We start from the raw sequence: 18,596 nt of genomic DNA, 5'->3' as shown, positions 1-18,596 counted from the left end.
ATAGGACAGGGTTATCATATAGATGATAAAACAGCATTTGTATACTACGATCAAAGAATTATCTTTTGAAACTTACATAATTGATTATTTTTGATATTGATTAACACATAAACCTTTCATGCAGATTAATTCAGATTCTATATTTTATATCTTCTGCCCAGCAAATTTTGCAACTGGGGGGCCGGAAGCCCTTCATCAACTCGGACATAGGCTCCATAACCTAGGTCATAACGTTTTTATGCACTACATAGTTAGTGAAGAAGTAAATCCTGTACACGAGAATTATGTAAAATATAATGTACCCTATACTGATAAGGTAATAAACAATAAAAACAACTTTCTGATTCTTCCAGAAACATATTTGGATCCAATATTCCAATCTGAATTTTCAGCAGTGAAGAAAATTATCTGGTGGTTAAGCGTAACTAATTACCATATAATTTTTGATGAGAAAAAACAGGCTGTAAAACATAAAAAATTTTATACTATTAAGTCTTTTTTAGACCCTAAAAAATATAATCCTCTTCCAACGCTTTCAGCTATAAAAAGAAAGAAGGTTTTAAACCTTGCTCATTCACATTTTTCTCTGGATTTTCTTAAAACTAATAGAATGGAGATCATTGGTAAAATTTCAGATTATATGAGCGATTCATTTTACAGTAAAATAGCTAAGCATACACCTAAAGAGGACATTTTATTATATAATCCTAAAAAGAATGGAGAATACCTGAATCGGATTAAAGAATTAAGCTCAGATCTTCATTGGAAAGCACTGATTGAGATGACACCCGATGAAGTTGCAAATTGGATGAATAAAAGCAAACTCTATATTGACTTTGGGTACCATCCAGGTCAAGAAAGAATGCCGAGGGAAGCAATATTGATGTCTTGTTGTGTTATTACAGGGAGCCAAGGATCAGCAGCATTTCAAGATGATGTACCTTTACCAGAAGGGTTTAAGTTTGATGAAACTAAAGATTCACCTGAGGCTGTTGTCAATCAAATTGTGCTGACTTTATATAATTTTGAAGCAAAGATTAAGCTATTCAGTAGTTATAGAAAAAAAATCATGGATGAAAAAGAAAACTTCGATGATGCAGTTAAAAATGTATTTAACAAAAATTAAAATTGAGCAATTCTAACATCAATACTCCGAAAATAAATTACGCCTTCATAGATTCTTTACGCTTTATCTCGATGATAGGAATTGTAATGGAACACAGTTCTTTCTTTTTTGTAGCTAAATTTAACACCTTAAATGAAAAAATAGTTCAAATTCTAAGCCTGCAAGTCTTCAAGTTTGGTACCATTATATTTTTCCTGTTAGCAGGTTTTTTGATTGGCGATAAATTTACAAAATATAGTACTAAGGAATATCTCCAACGGAGAGCACAAAATACATTGAAGCCCTGGTTATTTTGGGTAATAATATTGCTCTTAACAACTTACCTGGATGTTATTGTTAAGAACATTAAGTACGGGGATAATATTTTATTGAATATTAGTATTGAAACAATTTTATCAGACCTCGGAAATATTGTTTTTAATACCAGTTATTGGTTTATTCCTAATTTTTTGCTGTGTATAGCAATTCTCCTTTTCTTTAGAAAGTATTTATATTCCATAAAACTAGGCGTCGCACTTTTATTGTTATCACTTTTTTATTCTGTTAATCTTTACATAGATCTTATTCCTACTTCGCATACAACAGCCTTGTTTGGATTCATATTTTATTTATGGTTAGGTGTACAGATTAATAAATACTATGACCAGTTTAAAGCTATGGTTGACAAAACCTCAATGACTTTGATTTTTATATTATTAATTATAACTTTCTCTTTGGCAAGTTTAGAGAGCTATAACCTACTCAAGCTGTTACCTGCTGATCCTTTTAATACTTTAAGAATAACCAATATCATTTATTCGCTCCTGAGCTTTGTTTTTTTATATAAACTTGGCTCTAAAATCCAGATCAAAAAATTTAACCCGAGTATTTTCACCTTTGGGATATATCTTATACATCAAATCTTAATCTTTAGATTGATGCCTTTGATTTTCAAGCCACTTCAAATAATACTTGAAAATAAATCAGCCTATTACGTCCTAAGCGTTCAATTGATAACATTCATTATTGTATATACTGGTTCAATCCTAATTGTATCAATTATTAACAAAATTCCAAAAGCCAGATGGATAATAGGAAGGTAAAAATGATTGATAATGGTATAGATAAATGATCCGTATTAATCATTGCAACAAAAAATAAAACTTACTAAGTTAGGAGGCTCTAAATTAAACAGGCTTCTTTCAAATGCAATAATTTGAAAAGACAATGTTACATTTGCAAAAAAGTAGCATCAATATTATCGATATTCTAATCTTACTTATGACCATTAAACCTCAGGTAAAAGCAAGTCACAAATAACTTGTCTTAAATATGTTTGTATTATTTTAAAAATAGATTCGAAATCGAGACCGCAGGAAAACTTCACAGAATCTTTTATAGTTATTTTAAGTTTTTCTAAAATAAAATGTACTTAACTTCCGTCAATTTCAACTATCAGATAACAACAACAAAAAAAGTGGCCTTTATGGGGCCACTTTAATTTTATAATATGTTGTATTATTTACAGTTTTCTAGCTACTTCTACTTGTTCGTAAGCTTCAACGATATCCCCAACTTCGATGTTATTAAAGTTCTGGATGTTTAAACCACACTCATAACCTTTATTAACCTCTTTTACATCATCTTTAAAGCGTTTTAACGATGCCAGTTCACCTGTGTACACTACAACACCATCTCTAACGATACGGATCTTGCTGTTACGGGTAATCTTACCATCCAATACCATACAACCTGCAATGGTACCCACTTTAGTAATTTTGAAAGTCTCACGGATTTCAACGTTAGCCACAATTTTCTCTTCAAATTCTGGATCCAACATACCTTCCATTGCCGATTTAATCTCATTGATTGCATCGTAAATGATAGAATATAAACGGATATCAATTTGTTCTGCTTCTGCTAGTTTACGCGCACCTGTTGATGGACGAACCTGGAAACCGATAATAATCGCGTCAGATGCTGAAGCTAACAATACATCAGATTCTGAAATCTGACCAACACCCTTACTGATGATATTGATCTGAATCTGCTCAGTAGACAGTTTTAACAATGAATCGGCTAATGCTTCGATCGATCCATCCACATCACCTTTAACAATGATGTTAAGCTCTTTAAAGTTACCAATTGCCAAACGACGGCCGATCTCATCCAATGTAATGTGTTTCTGAGTACGTAATCCCTGCTCACGTTGCAATTGCATACGTTTATTTGCAATATCACGCGCTTCAGTTTCACTTTCTAAAGCATTAAATCGATCACCTGCTGTAGGTGCACCTTGCATACCCAAAACCTGTACCGGTTGTGATGGACCTGCTGAATCTACTTTAGCACCACGCTCGTTGGTTAATGCTTTTACACGTCCGCTGTAACTACCTGCTAAGATTGGATCTCCAACCCTTAATGTACCAGCCTGAACCAATACTGTAGTTACAATACCACGTCCTTTATCTAATGCCGACTCAATTACAGTTCCTGTAGCTCTCTTATTCGGATTTGCTTTAAGTTCTAATAATTCAGCCTCTAATAATACTTTATCTAAAAGTAAATCAACGTTTAAGCCACTTTTGCTTGAAATTTCCTGTGATTGATATTTACCACCCCAATCTTCAACCAAAATATTCATTACCGATAACTGCTCACGTACTTTATCTGCATTTGCACCTGGTTTATCTACTTTAGTAAAAGCAAATACCAATGGTACACCTGCTGCTTGTGCGTGGTTAATTGCCTCTTTTGTTTGAGGCATCACTGCATCATCCGCAGCGATAACAATAATTGCAATATCTGCTGCCTTGGCACCACGTGCACGCATCGCGGTAAATGCTTCGTGACCTGGAGTATCTAAGAAAGTTACTTTTTTACCGGTTGGCGTAGTTACCATGTAAGCACCGATGTGCTGTGTAATACCACCGGCCTCACCAGCCACTACATTTGCCTTACGGATATAATCCAGCAATGAGGTTTTACCGTGATCGACGTGACCCATAATCGTTACAACCGGAGCTCTTTCGATTAAATCTGCCTCGTTATCTTCTTCCTCAATTACATTTTCTTCATCTTCATCTGGTTTAACGAATTGAATCTCGTAACCAAACTCATCTGCTACAATAGTTAACGTTTCTGCATCTAAACGCTGATTGATGGAAACGAACATACCAAGACTCATACAGGTACCAATAATTTTGGTAACTGGTACATCCATCATGCTTGCTAACTCGTTAGCCGTAACAAACTCTGTTACTTTTAATATTTTCGATTGCGATTCAAGCTCATTTGCAGCTTCTTCAGCATTAAACGCTACATCATCACGTTTCTGACGACGTAATTTAGCACGTTGTGCAAATTTCCCAGATTTACCTGCTCCACTTAAACGGGCAAGTGTTGCTTTAATCTGATCTTGAATTTCTTTCTCAGTAGGTTCTTCTTTAGGGCCGCTAGGGGTAGCGTTTCTATTTTGGAAACCTGGTCTGTTGTTGTTGTTATTTCTATTGCCCTGATATGGAGTTCCACCTTGCCCGGCTGGTCTGTTACCCTGGTATGGTGTGCCACCTCCAGGTCTGTTGCCTTGATAAGGCTGACGAGGTTGCCCTGGCGCACCAGTTTGACCTTGCCCCTGCCCTGCAGGATTATTTTGACCTTGCTGACCTTGACCTCCATGTTGACCTGGCTGACCTGGTGCTCCCGGAGTTTTTTTACGTTTACGCTTGCGTTTTGCAGCCTCACTATCACTAGATGATGCTACCGGACCATTTCTTCTATCTGGAACGGTTGGTAAAACAATTTTACCAATGATGTTCGGTCCAGTTAATTTAACAGTACGCGCTTTAATTACTTCAGGCTCGTTGCTTGCCGGTTTTACTTCAGCTGGTTTTTCTTCCACTTTTGGTTGTTCAACTGGTTTTGCAGGCTCTGGAGCTTTAACAACTGGTGTTTCTAAAACTGGTGCAGGCGCAGCAGGTGTTTCTTCTTTTTTAACCTCAACTGGTTTTTCTTCAGCTTTTGGCTGTTCAACTGGCTTTACAGGTTCTGGCGATTTAGCTGCTGGTGCCACAGGCGCTTCTTCGCGCTTAACCAGGCGTGTTTTAGAGTTAAGATCGTTTAAATCAATCTTTCCTACAATTTTAACACCTGGTAATCCAGTTTCTTCAACCTTATCTTCTGCTTTTGCTTCTTTTACTGGCTCAACTGCTGCCGCAGGTGCTGGTGTTGGCGCTGGCGTTTCTACCTTAGGTGTTTCTACAACCTTTGGTTTTTCTACCGGTGGAGGAGTAAACGACTGAGCATTTTTTATTAAAATCTCTTCGTTTTTCTCAAAATCGGTATTCTTCTTCGGCGCTTCTACTGGCTTTTCAGTCTCAGGCTCGTCACGACGTATTTTACCAATCACTATTTGTTTGGCTTCTTCTCTTACGATCTTATCTCCCTGATACTCTTTCAATAAGGCATTATACATGTCTCCCGTAAGTTTAAACATAGGGCTTTTCTCGGCAGAGAACCCCTTTTTGTTTAAAAACTCAACGGCCGTACCCATGCCTATATTAAGTTCTTTAATAGCTTTAATTAAAATGATTGGTTTGTCGTCTGACATTTAGCTCCTGTTATTGTTTTTTATTTAATACAAAAGTAGTGTTTATTTGGCAATTACACCACTTATTCAAATTCTGACTTCAAAATTTGAACCACTTCTTTAATGGTTTCCTCTTCAAGGTCGGTGCGTTTCACTAAATCTTCTACAGTAAGTGCTAATACACTTTTAGCAGTATCGCAACCGATAGCCTTTAATTCATCAATGATCCAGCTATCAATCTCATCTGAGAATTCTTCTAAATCAACATCTTCATCACTTTCTTCTCCGGCCTCGCGATATACATCAATTTCGTAACCGGTTAGTTTACCAGCCAGTTTAATGTTATGTCCACCGCGGCCAATTGCCAATGAAACCTGATCTGGTTTTAAATAAACCGATGCGTGTTTGGTTTCATCATCCAATTTAATGGAAGTGATTTTTGCCGGGCTTAAAGCACGGGTAATGTATAATGAAATATTATTTGTGAAATTAATCACGTCAATGTTTTCGTTTTTCAATTCGCGAACAATACCATGAATACGCGATCCTTTCATACCCACACAGGCACCTACCGGATCAATACGGTCATCATACGATTCTACAGCAACTTTTGCACGCTCGCCAGGTTCGCGTACGATTTTTTTGATGGTAATTAAACCGTCGAAAATTTCCGGAACCTCTTGCTCGAACAAACGTTGTAAAAACTCTGGTGCTGTTCTAGAAATGATAATTTTCGGATTTGCGTTAATCATTTCTACTTTAGAGATCACCGCTCTCACAGAATCACCTTTTTTAAAATAATCTGCAGGAATCTGCTCCGTTTTAGGCATTAAAAGTTCGTTACCTTCATCATCCAAAACCAAAGTTTCTTTTTTCCAAACCTGGTAAACTTCACCAGTAACGATTTCGCCTACCCTGTCTTTATATTTTTTGAAAATTTCATCTTTCTCTAACTCCAATACTTTAGAAACCAAAGTTTGGCGTGCTGCTAAAATTGCCCTGCGACCAAAACTTTCCAATGTAATCTGCTCGATATAATCATCGCCAACTTCCAAAGTGTTATCTAATTTAGCTACTTCAGCAAGTTCGATCTCTAAATCATCATCCTCAGAAAAGCCATCTTCCATTACTTTTCTCGTTCTCCAGATCTCCAAATCTCCGTTATCAGGGTTCACAATAACATCACAGTTTTCGTCTGTTCCGTATTTTTTACGCAACATGCTACGAAAAACTTCTTCCAGCACACTGATCACCGTTGGGCGATCTATATTTTTGAAATCTTTAAACTCTTGGAAAGAGTCGATCAAATTAATTGTTGTAGTACTCATTTTTACTTAAATGAAATTAACACACTTGTTTCTAATATATCATTAAACGGAACATTTGTTTCAATGGTTACCGCCTTTTTTCCCTTTTCTTTAACCGATTCTTCAATCAGCAGGTTATTTTCAGTTACTTCCAGCAGTTTTCCTTCCTTTTTTAAGCCTTCTTTCAATTTAATACTTACCGTACGGCCAATATTTTTATTGTACTGACGGATCAGTTTTAAAGGCTCACCAACACCCGGAGAAGAAACTTCTAAATTATAAGCCTGTTCTATTGTGTTTTCTTCTTCGAGATGAAAACCAACATGCCTGCTTATTGCCACACAATCCTGTATGCTAATGCCTTCGTCGCCATCAACATGGATAATCAGCTTATTGTTTGGCAACATTTTTACTTCAACCAAAAACAGTTCTGGCCGATCTGCTATCTTTTCCTCTACGAGGACTGCAACTCTCTTTTCTACCTGCATATTTTAACCTGATTTCATAGAAAAAGGGGACACTGTCCCCTTCTCTTTTCTTCGATTACGATGCAAATGTACTAAAATTTTACAAAAAATCAAACAGTTGCTGTAATTATTATGCTGATTATTACCGCTTAAGTGTTTGTCGTTGTGCTTGTAAATTATGTTTTGCAGTACCCGAAATAAGATTTCCCACGGTTGCAAATTTTACACCCAAATAACTTTCGACTAAATAATCTTTTCCTTGTACAAAGGGCATAGCAGGACTAAAAACCAACGAATCGCCTACAATTTTAATCTTCCCGGGCACAATCAATTCATCTTGTATACTATCCTGATCACCCGGCTTTATTAAAACCGAAATTAAATTAAGTGTATCAATGTTAGCTTTATAGGCATTTTTAGCCTGCAACAGGCTCGCCTCGTCAATATTTTTAATTACTATTGAAGTGCTGTCTACCGAAAACTTAATTATCGGTTTGTTGTTTGTATTCGAACATGAAAGTACAAACATGAAAACAACTATTAAAACCGTGTATTTTAAAAAGCATTTAAACATTAACAAAAATAAACATTTATGAGATTTATTATCGAAATCCTTTTAATGGGATTAGCCTTTTTTATTGGCGCAAGACTTGTGCCTGGTGTAACTATAGATGGTTACGGAAACGCCATTATCGCCGCGGTTTTAATTGCACTTGCTAACGCAACCATCGGGTTTATTTTAAGGTTGTTAACTTTTCCGGTAAATTTCTTAACGCTTGGCCTGGTATCATTCATTATTACCGTGCTGATGATTTTATTGGTGGATAAAATGATGACTTCTTTTAACACTTCAGGCTTTATTGCAGCTGCATTTTTAGCCATAGTTGTTGCCCTGATCAAAGCAGTATTTAGTGCGGTAGCCGGAGAGAAGGAATAAGTTGGGCGTTTCGAGTTGAGGGTTTGGACTAACAAGCCCAAGCTCCTAACTCGAAGCTTAAAATTAACGGATCACTTCTCTCGATATAACCATCTTTTGTATCTCAGAAGTACCTTCATAAATCTGCGTAATTTTGGCATCCCGCATTAAACGTTCTACATGGTACTCTTTTACGAAACCGTAACCACCATGTACCTGTACGGCTTCTATGGTAACATCCATTGCTACTTTTGAGGCGAAAAGTTTAGCCATTGATCCTGCCTGAGTATAAGGCAATCCCTGATCTTTTAACCAGGCGGCTTTGTACACCAGCAACCTGGCCGCTTCTATTTGTGTAGCCATATCGGCCAGTTTAAATGCAATGGCCTGATGCTCAGCAATTGGTTTACCAAAAGATTTACGTTCTTTAGCATATTGCGTAGCCAACTCAAAAGCTCCTTGAGCAATGCCCAAAGCCTGTGCAGCAATACCTATCCTTCCCCCTTCTAAAGTTTTCATGGCAAACTTAAAGCCAAAACCGTCTTCACCAATCCTGTTTTCTTTCGGAACTTTAACATCGTTAAACATTAAAGAATGCGTATCAGAACCTCTGATACCCAATTTATTTTCTTTTGGCCCAATGGTAAAACCTTCCGTTCCTTTTTCTACAATAAAAGCATTTATGCCTTTGTGCCTTAATTCGGGATGTGTTTGCGCAATAACGAGATAGGTTGATGCAGTACTGCCATTGGTAATCCAATTCTTAGTACCGTTTAGCAAATAATAATCTCCCTTATCTTCTGCTGTTGTACGCTGCGATGTAGCATCAGATCCTGCTTCTGGCTCCGATAAACAAAATGCCCCGATCTTTTCGCCAGCGGCCAATGGTTTTAAATATTTTTCTTTTTGCGCTTCGTTACCATATGCCTCCAATCCGTAGCAAACCAAAGAATTATTTACCGAAACGACTACTGAGGCAGAGGCATCGATTTTAGACAGCTCTTCCATCACCAGTACGTAAGAAATGGCATCCAGTCCGCTACCGTTATATTTTTCGCTCACCATCATTCCCAGGAAACCTAATTCTCCAAGCTTTTTGACTTGCTCTGCCGGAAATTTTTGATGCTCATCTCTTTCGATCACCCCAGGTTTTAACTCCTGCTGCGCAAAATCGCGTGCAGCCTGTTGGATCATTAATTGTTCTTCACTTAATTCAAAATGCATAACATTTATGTATAAAAGGTTAGTAAATCAAATGTAGCATTTCTGATTGAAATTACTATGGCTGCATAGTAATTTATTTTTAATTAGGGCTTATTGGAAGGATAATTAAAAAGCCAGGGCATGCAGCGTGTTAAACGCCTAAATAAAGAGTTATTTTGTTTCTTTTTTGGTCAGGATCAGGAATAAACTCAAACTCCCCAAAATGAGAATGAGCAAAACCTGCGAGGAATGAATGATGGTAGAATAGGCCAATCCATCTTTAAAAGATACGGCGTACAATACTAAGGATTGGGCAACCATCCAGTGGAAAACACCTATACCGCCCTGAACCGGGGCTGCCATTGCGAAACCAGAAAACACAATTGCGGTAAAAGCAGCGTTAAAATGCAAACCGGAAGTAGCTTCAATAGATGAAAATGCAAAATACATGGAGAGTGAATAGAAAATCCATATTCCCAGTGTATAGGTTAAAAATAATCCTTTTCGTTTAAGTTTACTGTAAGAACCAAACCCCTGGCGCAAGCTTACAAATGTGCGCAAGAATTTTTTGCTGAATTTTTGACGGAGAAAATAGATTCCGGCTGCGATAAATACTATAACCAGTATACCGATTATAATAAGCCACAAATAATTAACGGTGTTTATTTTTTTTGCCAGGTTGAGGTAGATGGTATTATACAGAAAGCCCGAAACAATGTTGTATTGAAAAAGCAGCACGGCCAGGCTAGTGAGCAAAAGCATTACAATATCGAAAAGCCGCTCAGTAATTACAGTACCTATAGAGGCAAACATAGGTACTTTTTCTGCTTTGTGAATAACGGAACAGCGACCAATTTCTCCAAAGCGTGGCAAAGCCAGGTTGGCAAGGTAGCCGATCATTACAGCATGATAAGCACTCCAGAAACTTACTTTATAATGGATGGATTGATAGAGCATCTGCCAGCGCAGGGCCCGTAAAACGTGCGCTATCCAAACGGCCACGGCAGATGTGATGACCCAAAAATAATCAGCAGTTTTAATTTCCTGCCAAATCTTACCTAAATCCTGACCTCGAAAAGCTAAATATAATACCCCTATTCCTATTAAAAACAGGATGATGTATTTTAGCGCTGTTTTGAGGTCGAATGTCACAAGGTTATTTTAGCAAGTGGTTGTTATCATCTGGAAAAACAAGGATCGGGTTGTATTTTTTAGCTTCTTCTATTGGTAGTGACCCGTATGACATGATAATAAGGATATCGCCAAGCTGTGCTAACCGTGCTGTTGCGCCGTTTAAACAGATGGTTCCGGTACCGCGCTCGCCTTTAATTACATAAGTTTCGAAACGTGCGCCGTTATTATTATTTACAATCTGCACCTTTTCATTAGCAATAATGTTAGCTGCATCCATCAAATCCTCATCTATCGTAATACTGCCAACATAATTTAATTCGGCCTGTGTTACCTTAACACGGTGTATTTTCGATTTTAATATTGTAATAACCATTTGGCAAAGTTAGTAATCAGTTTGGAGTTTTCCGTCATCAGTTTGGAGTTTCACAAAGGAGCAGAATGTTAAAGGTAAATCGTGATGGTGCATTGCAGACAGCTTAAAAGCTTAGGCCAATAGCCATAAGGCAATGAAACATTAAACAACTACATCATTTATTACTTAATAATCATATTATCGATTAACCTTGTTGAACCAACTTTTGCAGCAACCAGGGCAACGAGATTATTTTCATCTTTAGATTTAGCGGGTTCCAGCGTATCGCCATTGGCTATGGTAAAATAATCGAGTTCTACACCATCTATATTTTTATAGAACGATTTTGCTTTGGTTTCTAATTCTTCTAATGGGTATTCATTAAAATGATCGATAACAAATTGCAGCGATTTACTCAGTACCAATGAATGTTCGCGATCGCTGGCCGATAAGTGAATATTGCGGCTACTCATGGCCAGGCCATCATCTTCTCTGATAATCGGGCAGGTAATAATGGTAATAGGCAACTTAAAATAAGCCAGCATATTCTTGATCATCAATAATTGTTGAAAATCTTTTTGTCCGAACATGGCCACATCGGGCTCAACGGCATCGAACAGCTTTTTTACAATCTGTGTTACGCCCTGATAATGGCCTTTTCTAAATTCGCCTTCGAGTAAAAATTCTGCATTGCCTAAGTCGATATGCCAGGCTTCGTCTGCTCCGGCGGGATACATTTCCTCCACGTTGGGCATAAATACACCATTACAGCCTGCATCTTCGAGCATAGCTAAATCATGCTCAATGGGGCGGGGATATTTTTCCAAATCTTTCGGATCTGTAAACTGTGTTGGATTTACGAAAATGCTACAGATAATGATATCGGCATTTTGCTGGGCCAGTTTTATCAAAGATATGTGGCCATTGTGCAGGGCACCCATAGTAGGTACTAATGCTATTTTTTTAGCTGATGCTTTTAAAGGTTTTAAAAAAGCCTTAAGCGCTGCTTTGGTTTTAAATATTTCCAATTCGGACAATCTAAATTAAAGCCGTAAAGGTGTAAATTAATCTAAACGAAACCAAACAAATGCTTGCTATATTGATAAATAGTATTATTATGCTTACCTTTGCAGCTCATTATCTTTTATTTAACTTAATATTTTCTTAGAATATGGAGATGGCAAAAACGAAGCTGCTGATTGTTACACACGAGATGTCGCCTTTCCTCGAGCTTACTAAAATTTCTGAAATTACGCGCCAGTTACCGCAGGCAATGCAAGAGAAAGGATTCGAAATCCGCATCTTAATGCCAAAATTCGGTAACATCAACGAAAGAAGAAATCGTTTACACGAAGTAATACGCTTATCGGGAATGAACATCATTATTGATGACAATGATAACCCTTTAATCATTAAAGTAGCCTCCATCCCAGCTGCACGCATGCAGGTGTATTTCTTAGACAACGAAGAATATTTTCAGCGCAAACAGGTATTTAGAGATGCCAGCGGAAAATTCTTTGATGACAATGATGAACGCACAATTTTCTTCTGCAAAGGCGCTTTAGAAACCGTTAAAAAATTAGGTTGGGCACCAGATATCGTTCATTGCCACGGCTGGATGAGCTCGTTGGTTCCTGCTTATATTAAAACTACCTATAAAAACGATCCTACTTTTAAAAATTCGAAAGTAGTGTATTCAATTTATGAGGATGGCTTTACAGAAAAATTAAATGCTGATTTTGCAAAGAAAGCTGTAATGGCAAATATGACGGAAGACGACACAAAAGCTTTTTTACCATCTGATTGCAACAGCATGCACATTGGCGCAATAACACACTCAGATGCAGTGGTTTTAGCAGATGAAAACCTGGATAAAGATGTGTTAAAATTTGTTAAAGATTCCAATAAGCCAACATTAGCTTTTAACTTAACCGAGAATTTTGAAAACTTCTATACTTTTTATGAAGAAATTTCAAATGACGAATTGGTTTCAGTTGCTTAATTAGGTATTATTATTTTAAATATGAAATTTACAAAACAAGACTTATTAACCCTGTTGATAGGTCTTTTTCTTTTTGCATCATGTAAAAATCCCGACGGTGTGGGTTTAGATGTTGATCCGAATACTGCAATTACCGGAACGCTTGTGGTATCTCCGGTAAAATCTCAACTCGTTCCGGAAACTGCCGCAAACACTTTTGGATTAAACCGTTATCCGCTAGGCTATATGACAGATCCTGTTTTCGGTAAAACCGAGGCGAGTTTGGCCATGACTGTTTATCCTGTTGTAAGTACTGATTTTGGAACTTCTCCAACACTTGATTCGGCAGTTTTGGTATTAAAACTTGATGAATCCAGTACGGCAACCAAATTTTATGGAGATACAACCAATTCTAAATACAGCATTGATGTTTATCAATTGGCAAACAAGGTTGAAAACTATAAAAGTTCTGATGTACAGACTTTTAACAACGCCTTGCTAGGAAATTTTACCGGCAAAATTGCACCAAATACAAAAGCAAAAATATTTGATATTGTTACTGGTAAAGCTGATACTTTAAAAACAGTACCGGCACAGATCAGAATTCCTTTAAATAAAGCATTTATACAGAATAACATTTTGAACCTGGGTACAACCGGAACTGCTTCAAATGCTAAATTTATTGATGCTTTTAAAGGTTTATACGCCCAAATCAACAAAACATCTTCAACAGGTGTTGGGGGTATTGCTTTCTTTAACTTTACAGGTACCGATTCTTATTTACAATTGGTTTGGAAGAAAGTAAATTCATCAAGCGGCATAGATACCGCAACGGTAAACTTCCCGATTGGAGTATTGGTTAGCAATGGCAGCAGCGGCACAAGTGTAATTTCGGGTGTGGCCGCAAACATAAAACACGATTACGCAGGCACTCCTGTACAAGAACAGATTTCTGCTCCTGCAGCATCATATAATGTAACTTATTTACAAGGCCTTGCAGGTGTAAAAACGAAGCTGAGCTTCCCTGATTTAACATCTTTTACCAACCTATACGGAAAAGCGATTGTTAATAAGGCAGAACTGGTAGTAGAGTTGGGCGGTGGCGCCCCTGCTTATCCTTTTAATGCTGCACAAAGGCTTTCATTATACCGTTGGGATATTGCACAACAACCTGTAAGTATTCCAGATTATACTACTTTTACAAGCAGTACAGGTGGAGATGCATTGTTTGGAGGCTATTTTGATGCTTTAAAAAACCGTTATATATTTATTGTAACCAGTTATGTTCAAGGCTTAATTGACAAAACTACAGAAGATAATGGTACCTTTCTTGCGCCAACATCTTTTAACAATTTTCAGGTTGTACCAACTGCAACCTCTGCAGAAAGATCGATAATAGGAGCAACAAACTTAACAACAAACAAGTTGAAGCTGAATATTTATTATACAAAGATTAATTAATATATCAACTCATTTTAATCTCCTGTTTCAAAAGAACAGGAGATTTTTTTTGTCCTGTGGTTTCTCCATAAATTTAAATTCACTCAAAATTCACCTAAGTCAAACGTTTGTTTAGTATGTTTACAGAATTAAAATTTATTCAAACTTATGTGTGGAATAGTAGGCTATATTGGTTATAGAGAAGCTTGGCCAATTGTACTTAAAGGACTTAAAAGACTGGAATACCGCGGTTATGACAGTGCTGGAATTGCACTGATGAATAACGATGGACAACATATTTACAAAAAAGCGGGAAAAGTTGCCGTTCTGGAAGAATTTGCCGAAGACCAGGATAAATCCGGCACAGTAGGCATGGGCCATACGCGTTGGGCTACACATGGTGTACCTTCTGACCGTAATTCCCATCCGCACACTTCAAATAACGATAAGCTTTCTATCATTCATAACGGGATTATTGAAAACTATGCTACCTTAAAAGAAGAGCTAACCCGCCGTGGGCACGAATTTAAAAGTGATACGGATACAGAGGTTTTGATCCACCTGATTGAAGAAATTCAAAAAATAGAAAATATTGACCTGTTGGAAGCTGTTCGTTTGGCACTAATGGAAGTAATTGGTGCTTACGCAATTGTGATTATGGATAAAGATCATCCTGATCGGTTAATTGCGGCCCGAAAAGGGAGTCCGATGGTAATTGGCGTTGGCAAGGGCGAATATTTTATTGCTTCTGATGCTACACCGATTATCGAATACACCAAAAATGTAATTTACCTTAATGATAATGAGATTGCACTGGTAACCAAAGATGATCTTTTGGTTAAACGTTTGGATAATGCGGTGCAAACACCATTGATCCAGGAATTGCAGTTACAGCTTGAAATGTTGGAAAAAGGGGGCTTTGAGCACTTTATGCTTAAAGAGATTTATGAACAACCACGCTCTATTAAAGATTGTATGCGCGGCCGGATTTATCCTGCAGAAGGAAAAGTTCAGCTAGGTGGAATTAAAGAATTTGCAGAAAAATTAAAAAATATAGATCGGATAATTATTGTGGCCTGCGGAACATCGTGGCATGCAGGTTTGGTTGGCGAGTACCTTATTGAAGAGTATGCACGCATCCCTGTTGAGGTGGAGTATGCTTCTGAGTTTAGGTATAGAAACCCGATTATTACAGAGAAAGATGTGGTAATTGCGATTTCACAATCAGGAGAAACGGCCGATACGATGGCTGCTATCGAAATGGCAAAAGAACGTGGGGCAACCATTTTTGGAATCTGCAATGTTGCTGGAGCTTCTATACCAAGATTAACGCATGCTGGGGTTTACACGCATGCTGGTCCTGAAATCGGGGTAGCATCAACCAAAGCTTTTACGGCACAGGTAACGGTTTTAACTTTGATGGCTTTTTACATGGCCCAGCAAAAAGGAACCATCACCACTTCAAAACTGATTGAACTTTTAACAGAATTGGATAATATTCCTGAAAAAATCCAGTTCGCGCTATCATCAAACGATTTAATTAAAGAAGTTGCAGAAAAAATAAAAGATTCTACCAATTGTTTATTTTTAGGAAGAGGTAGCGGATTCCCTGTGGCATTAGAAGGGGCTTTAAAGCTCAAGGAGATTTCTTATATCCATGCCGAAGGTTATCCTGCCGCAGAGATGAAACACGGCCCAATCGCCTTAATTGACGAAGAGATGCCTGTGGTTTTTATTGCCACGCAAAATTCCTCATATGAAAAAGTAATCAGCAATATCCAGGAGGTAAAAGCCAGGAAAGGAAAAGTTATTGCCATTGTAACCCAGGGTGATACTGAAGTTAAAAAAATGGCCGATTACTGCATTGAAATACCTGATGCAAACGAAGCATTTTTGCCGCTTTTGGCTACTATACCACTTCAGTTACTCTCCTACCATATTGCAGTAATGAGGGGTTGTAATGTTGATCAGCCAAGAAACCTAGCTAAATCGGTAACAGTTGAATAATTTAGGCATAAAAAAAGCTACCTCTCATCAGGTAGCTTTTTTTATTGATTTGTATTTTTTAAAAAGGAAGATCTCCGCTTTCATCAGCTGAGCCGATCGTAAATTCATCTTCAATCTTCGATTCTGTATTTTGATGTACAGGTGTTGTCGGACTTTGCTCAAAGTCACTTTTTCTGCCCAACATGGTAAAATTTTCGGCAACAATCTCTGTCACATATTTTTTTACTTTTTCTTTGTCTTCAAAAGATCTCGTTCTCAATTTTCCTTCGATATAAACCAGTTTACCTTTTTGGAGGTATTTTGAAGCAACTTCAGCCAAACCCCTCCATAACACAATATTGTGCCATTCTGTTTGTTCTACTCTTTTGCCGTCTTTGTTGTATGTTTCCGATGTAGCTAGCGGGAAACTGGCTACAGTTACGCCACCGTCTAAATGTCGCACTTCAGGGTCTTTGCCTAAGTGGCCTACTAAAATAACTTTGTTAATCCCAGACATAAATATTTTTGGTTAGTTGTTTCGTTTTGTTAATGTGCACCGCTAAGATGGTTAGTTACTCCATTTTGTGCTTATAAAAGTATTCCTGTATAAAATCGTGGATTACTTTTGGTTGCGGTAACTCATCTAACTTATTTAAAGAAACCCAATTAAGTTCCTTTTGTTTATTAAAGTTAAATATATAATTTTTTAATGCAAAAAATTGAACATGGATTATTTGGTGAGTCAAGAGGTGTTTTTTTGCGCTGATAAATTTAAAATTTACATCATTGCCAAAGGCTTCTTTAACCTGATCAATAAATATTCCGGTATTAAATCCGAGTTCCGCCGTGGTTTCAAGGCTCGGAAAATCGTATAGATGCTGCCATATATCTCCAGCCTGCCTTTCTTTAACGAGCACCTTTTCATGATCATAACAAATGAAATAATTAATATAACGGTGCTTCTGTGCGGCTTTTTTTATTTTAACAGGAAGCGCATTTACCTCATGATGAGTGAAAGCATAACAGGTTTGGTTTAATGGACAAATGCCGCAATTGGGAGATTTTGGTTTGCACTGTATTGCCCCAAATTCCATTATAGCTTGATTATACAGTGCCGGATCTTCTTTAAAAAGCAACTCGTTTGCTAAGGAAAAGAACTGTTTTTTACCTGCCGGAGAATTGATTGCCGTATCAATGCCATAGTACCTCGAAAGCACGCGGAAAACATTTCCATCAACCACAGCACGTGCCTCACCGGAAGAAAAAGAAGATATTGCCGCAGCCGTATATTCGCCGATTCCTTTCAACTTTATCAGCTCATCATGCAGATTTGGGAAGATTCCATGGTGATCTTTAACTACAATTTGCGCGGTGGCATGCATATTTCTGCCCCTGGAATAGTAGCCTAAGCCTTGCCAAAGCTTCAAAACTTTTGCTTCGGTTGCATTGGCAAAATCATTAACGGTAGGAAAATTTGATAAAAATTTATTAAAGTATGGAAGCCCCTGCTCTACCCGGGTTTGTTGCAGGATAACCTCTGATAACCAGATGGTATAAGCATCAGTGGTATGCCTCCAGGGCAAATCTCTCTTGTTTATCAGATACCAATTGATGAGTTCATTTTGAAATGTCATTACTGCAAATTACGGTGTATTTATCCGATTAAAAAAAAAGTTGCAATTGACTGATAAGTCTGGAGATAAAAAAATCATCTTTTATTTCCCTATCTCATTAAAAAGCAATACTTTTGCAACCCCAAAACAGTAGTAATATTAAAACACAATAATATAATAAATAATAAAATATGACTAAGGCAGATATTATTTCAGAAATATCAACAAAAACCGGAATTGAGAAGGTTGATGTACAGGAAACGGTTGAGGCATTTTTCAAGGTTATCAAAACCAGCATGATTGGCGGTGAAAATGTATATGTTAGAGGCTTCGGAAGCTTTGTTGTTAAAAAGAGAGCGCAAAAAACTGCGAGAAATATCTCAAAAAATACTGCAATAATTATCCCAGAGCATTTTGTTCCTAGCTTCAAACCAGCAAAAGTATTTGTTGATAAAGTGAAAAGCAATTCAAAAAAAATTAAAGTAGAAGCCTAAGTCTTAACGT

At 37.3% G+C, this 18,596-nt stretch carries 17 protein-coding genes; 7 read left to right on the top strand and 10 right to left on the bottom strand.

Annotation, left to right across the window (positions count from 1 at the left end; genetic code table 11):
* Nucleotides 1–118 precede the first annotated feature (118 nt).
* Nucleotides 119–1,126, top strand: a complete 1,008-nt coding sequence (locus ACZZZW_RS03410) for a hypothetical protein (protein ID WP_463492265.1) — start codon at nt 119–121, stop codon at nt 1,124–1,126.
* A gap of 2 nt (nt 1,127–1,128) precedes the next feature.
* Nucleotides 1,129–2,208 carry an acyltransferase family protein gene (locus ACZZZW_RS03405; RefSeq protein WP_463492264.1) on the top strand — a complete coding sequence of 360 codons (1,080 nt, stop codon included), beginning with the start codon at nt 1,129–1,131 and terminating at the stop codon, nt 2,206–2,208.
* 419 nt (nt 2,209–2,627) lie between these two features.
* Here the strand turns inward: ACZZZW_RS03405 and infB are convergent, their stop codons facing one another.
* From infB to ACZZZW_RS03385, 4 genes are all read right to left on the bottom strand, one after another.
* Entirely contained in the window at nt 2,628–5,714 is a 3,087-nt protein-coding gene (infB, locus tag ACZZZW_RS03400; RefSeq protein WP_463492263.1) for a translation initiation factor IF-2, read from the bottom strand.
* 62 nt (nt 5,715–5,776) lie between these two features.
* Nucleotides 5,777–7,021: a transcription termination factor NusA gene (nusA, locus tag ACZZZW_RS03395; protein WP_055909189.1), complete on the bottom strand. Its 1,245-nt coding sequence runs from the start codon at nt 7,019–7,021 to the stop codon at nt 5,777–5,779.
* Between the two features lie 2 nt (nt 7,022–7,023).
* Nucleotides 7,024–7,488, bottom strand: a complete 465-nt coding sequence (rimP, locus tag ACZZZW_RS03390) for a ribosome assembly cofactor RimP (RefSeq protein ID WP_055909192.1) — start codon at nt 7,486–7,488, stop codon at nt 7,024–7,026.
* 121 nt (nt 7,489–7,609) lie between these two features.
* On the bottom strand, nt 7,610–7,996 hold the full coding sequence (locus ACZZZW_RS03385) for a hypothetical protein (RefSeq protein WP_157255409.1): 387 nt from the start codon (nt 7,994–7,996) through the stop codon (nt 7,610–7,612).
* 63 nt (nt 7,997–8,059) lie between these two features.
* Between ACZZZW_RS03385 and ACZZZW_RS03380 the strand changes: the two genes are divergently transcribed.
* Nucleotides 8,060–8,404: a phage holin family protein gene (locus ACZZZW_RS03380; protein WP_055909197.1), complete on the top strand. Its 345-nt coding sequence runs from the start codon at nt 8,060–8,062 to the stop codon at nt 8,402–8,404.
* 63 nt (nt 8,405–8,467) lie between these two features.
* On the opposite strand, the gene ACZZZW_RS03375 is transcribed toward ACZZZW_RS03380, so the two are convergent.
* The 4 genes from ACZZZW_RS03375 to panC all read right to left on the bottom strand — a co-directional run bounded on the left by ACZZZW_RS03375 (nt 8,468) and on the right by panC (nt 12,100).
* Entirely contained in the window at nt 8,468–9,607 is a 1,140-nt protein-coding gene (locus tag ACZZZW_RS03375; protein ID WP_463492262.1) for an acyl-CoA dehydrogenase, read from the bottom strand.
* Between the two features lie 150 nt (nt 9,608–9,757).
* The gene (locus tag ACZZZW_RS03370) at nt 9,758–10,738 is read right to left on the bottom strand and encodes a lysylphosphatidylglycerol synthase transmembrane domain-containing protein (RefSeq protein ID WP_463492261.1); all 981 of its coding nucleotides are present in this window, start codon (nt 10,736–10,738) and stop codon (nt 9,758–9,760) included.
* Between the two features lie 4 nt (nt 10,739–10,742).
* The gene (gene panD, locus ACZZZW_RS03365; RefSeq protein WP_055909206.1) at nt 10,743–11,093 is read right to left on the bottom strand and encodes an aspartate 1-decarboxylase; all 351 of its coding nucleotides are present in this window, start codon (nt 11,091–11,093) and stop codon (nt 10,743–10,745) included.
* Nucleotides 11,094–11,254: 161 nt separating this feature from the next.
* The gene (panC, locus tag ACZZZW_RS03360; RefSeq protein WP_463492260.1) at nt 11,255–12,100 is read right to left on the bottom strand and encodes a pantoate--beta-alanine ligase; all 846 of its coding nucleotides are present in this window, start codon (nt 12,098–12,100) and stop codon (nt 11,255–11,257) included.
* 149 nt (nt 12,101–12,249) lie between these two features.
* Between panC and ACZZZW_RS03355 the strand changes: the two genes are divergently transcribed.
* The 3 genes from ACZZZW_RS03355 to glmS all read left to right on the top strand — a co-directional run bounded on the left by ACZZZW_RS03355 (nt 12,250) and on the right by glmS (nt 16,500).
* Nucleotides 12,250–13,074 carry a glycogen/starch synthase gene (locus tag ACZZZW_RS03355; RefSeq protein ID WP_055909538.1) on the top strand — a complete coding sequence of 275 codons (825 nt, stop codon included), beginning with the start codon at nt 12,250–12,252 and terminating at the stop codon, nt 13,072–13,074.
* Between the two features lie 21 nt (nt 13,075–13,095).
* Complete coding sequence (locus tag ACZZZW_RS03350; protein ID WP_055909210.1) at nt 13,096–14,514, top strand: DUF4270 domain-containing protein; 1,419 nt, start codon at nt 13,096–13,098, stop codon at nt 14,512–14,514.
* Nucleotides 14,515–14,661: 147 nt separating this feature from the next.
* On the top strand, nt 14,662–16,500 hold the full coding sequence (glmS, locus tag ACZZZW_RS03345) for a glutamine--fructose-6-phosphate transaminase (isomerizing) (RefSeq protein WP_055909213.1): 1,839 nt from the start codon (nt 14,662–14,664) through the stop codon (nt 16,498–16,500).
* 58 nt (nt 16,501–16,558) lie between these two features.
* Here glmS and ACZZZW_RS03340 read toward each other — a convergent pair whose 3' ends face one another.
* Both ACZZZW_RS03340 and mutY read right to left on the bottom strand, forming a co-directional pair.
* Nucleotides 16,559–16,996: a single-stranded DNA-binding protein gene (locus ACZZZW_RS03340; RefSeq protein WP_055909216.1), complete on the bottom strand. Its 438-nt coding sequence runs from the start codon at nt 16,994–16,996 to the stop codon at nt 16,559–16,561.
* A gap of 55 nt (nt 16,997–17,051) precedes the next feature.
* A complete protein-coding gene (gene mutY, locus ACZZZW_RS03335; RefSeq protein WP_055909219.1) occupies nt 17,052–18,113 on the bottom strand; it encodes an A/G-specific adenine glycosylase in 1,062 nt (353 codons plus the stop codon).
* Between the two features lie 170 nt (nt 18,114–18,283).
* Between mutY and ACZZZW_RS03330 the strand changes: the two genes are divergently transcribed.
* Nucleotides 18,284–18,586, top strand: coding sequence for an HU family DNA-binding protein (locus tag ACZZZW_RS03330; RefSeq protein ID WP_055909222.1), 303 nt, complete (start codon nt 18,284–18,286; stop codon nt 18,584–18,586).
* The last annotated feature ends 10 nt before the right edge of the window (nt 18,587–18,596 follow it).

The organism is Pedobacter sp. AC379 (assembly GCF_979258145.1).
The sequence above is the reverse complement of the archived record's forward strand: the minus strand, read 5'-3'. Positions and strand labels throughout refer to the sequence as shown.

What these genes read in the sequence shown, in the direction of transcription:
- rimP (WP_055909192.1), bottom strand. Translation starts at nt 7,488, where the DNA reads ATGCAGGTAGAAAAGAGAGTTGCAGTCCTCGTAGAGGAAAAGATAGCA.
- infB (WP_463492263.1), bottom strand. Translation starts at nt 5,714, where the DNA reads ATGTCAGACGACAAACCAATCATTTTAATTAAAGCTATTAAAGAACTT.
- glmS (WP_055909213.1), top strand. Translation starts at nt 14,662, where the DNA reads ATGTGTGGAATAGTAGGCTATATTGGTTATAGAGAAGCTTGGCCAATT.
- ACZZZW_RS03330 (WP_055909222.1), top strand. Translation starts at nt 18,284, where the DNA reads ATGACTAAGGCAGATATTATTTCAGAAATATCAACAAAAACCGGAATT.
- mutY (WP_055909219.1), bottom strand. Translation starts at nt 18,113, where the DNA reads ATGACATTTCAAAATGAACTCATCAATTGGTATCTGATAAACAAGAGA.
- ACZZZW_RS03410 (WP_463492265.1), top strand. Translation starts at nt 119, where the DNA reads ATGCAGATTAATTCAGATTCTATATTTTATATCTTCTGCCCAGCAAAT.
- ACZZZW_RS03375 (WP_463492262.1), bottom strand. Translation starts at nt 9,607, where the DNA reads ATGCATTTTGAATTAAGTGAAGAACAATTAATGATCCAACAGGCTGCA.
- nusA (WP_055909189.1), bottom strand. Translation starts at nt 7,021, where the DNA reads ATGAGTACTACAACAATTAATTTGATCGACTCTTTCCAAGAGTTTAAA.
- ACZZZW_RS03355 (WP_055909538.1), top strand. Translation starts at nt 12,250, where the DNA reads ATGGCAAAAACGAAGCTGCTGATTGTTACACACGAGATGTCGCCTTTC.
- panD (WP_055909206.1), bottom strand. Translation starts at nt 11,093, where the DNA reads ATGGTTATTACAATATTAAAATCGAAAATACACCGTGTTAAGGTAACA.
- ACZZZW_RS03380 (WP_055909197.1), top strand. Translation starts at nt 8,060, where the DNA reads ATGAGATTTATTATCGAAATCCTTTTAATGGGATTAGCCTTTTTTATT.
- ACZZZW_RS03340 (WP_055909216.1), bottom strand. Translation starts at nt 16,996, where the DNA reads ATGTCTGGGATTAACAAAGTTATTTTAGTAGGCCACTTAGGCAAAGAC.
- ACZZZW_RS03350 (WP_055909210.1), top strand. Translation starts at nt 13,096, where the DNA reads ATGAAATTTACAAAACAAGACTTATTAACCCTGTTGATAGGTCTTTTT.
- ACZZZW_RS03385 (WP_157255409.1), bottom strand. Translation starts at nt 7,996, where the DNA reads ATGTTTGTACTTTCATGTTCGAATACAAACAACAAACCGATAATTAAG.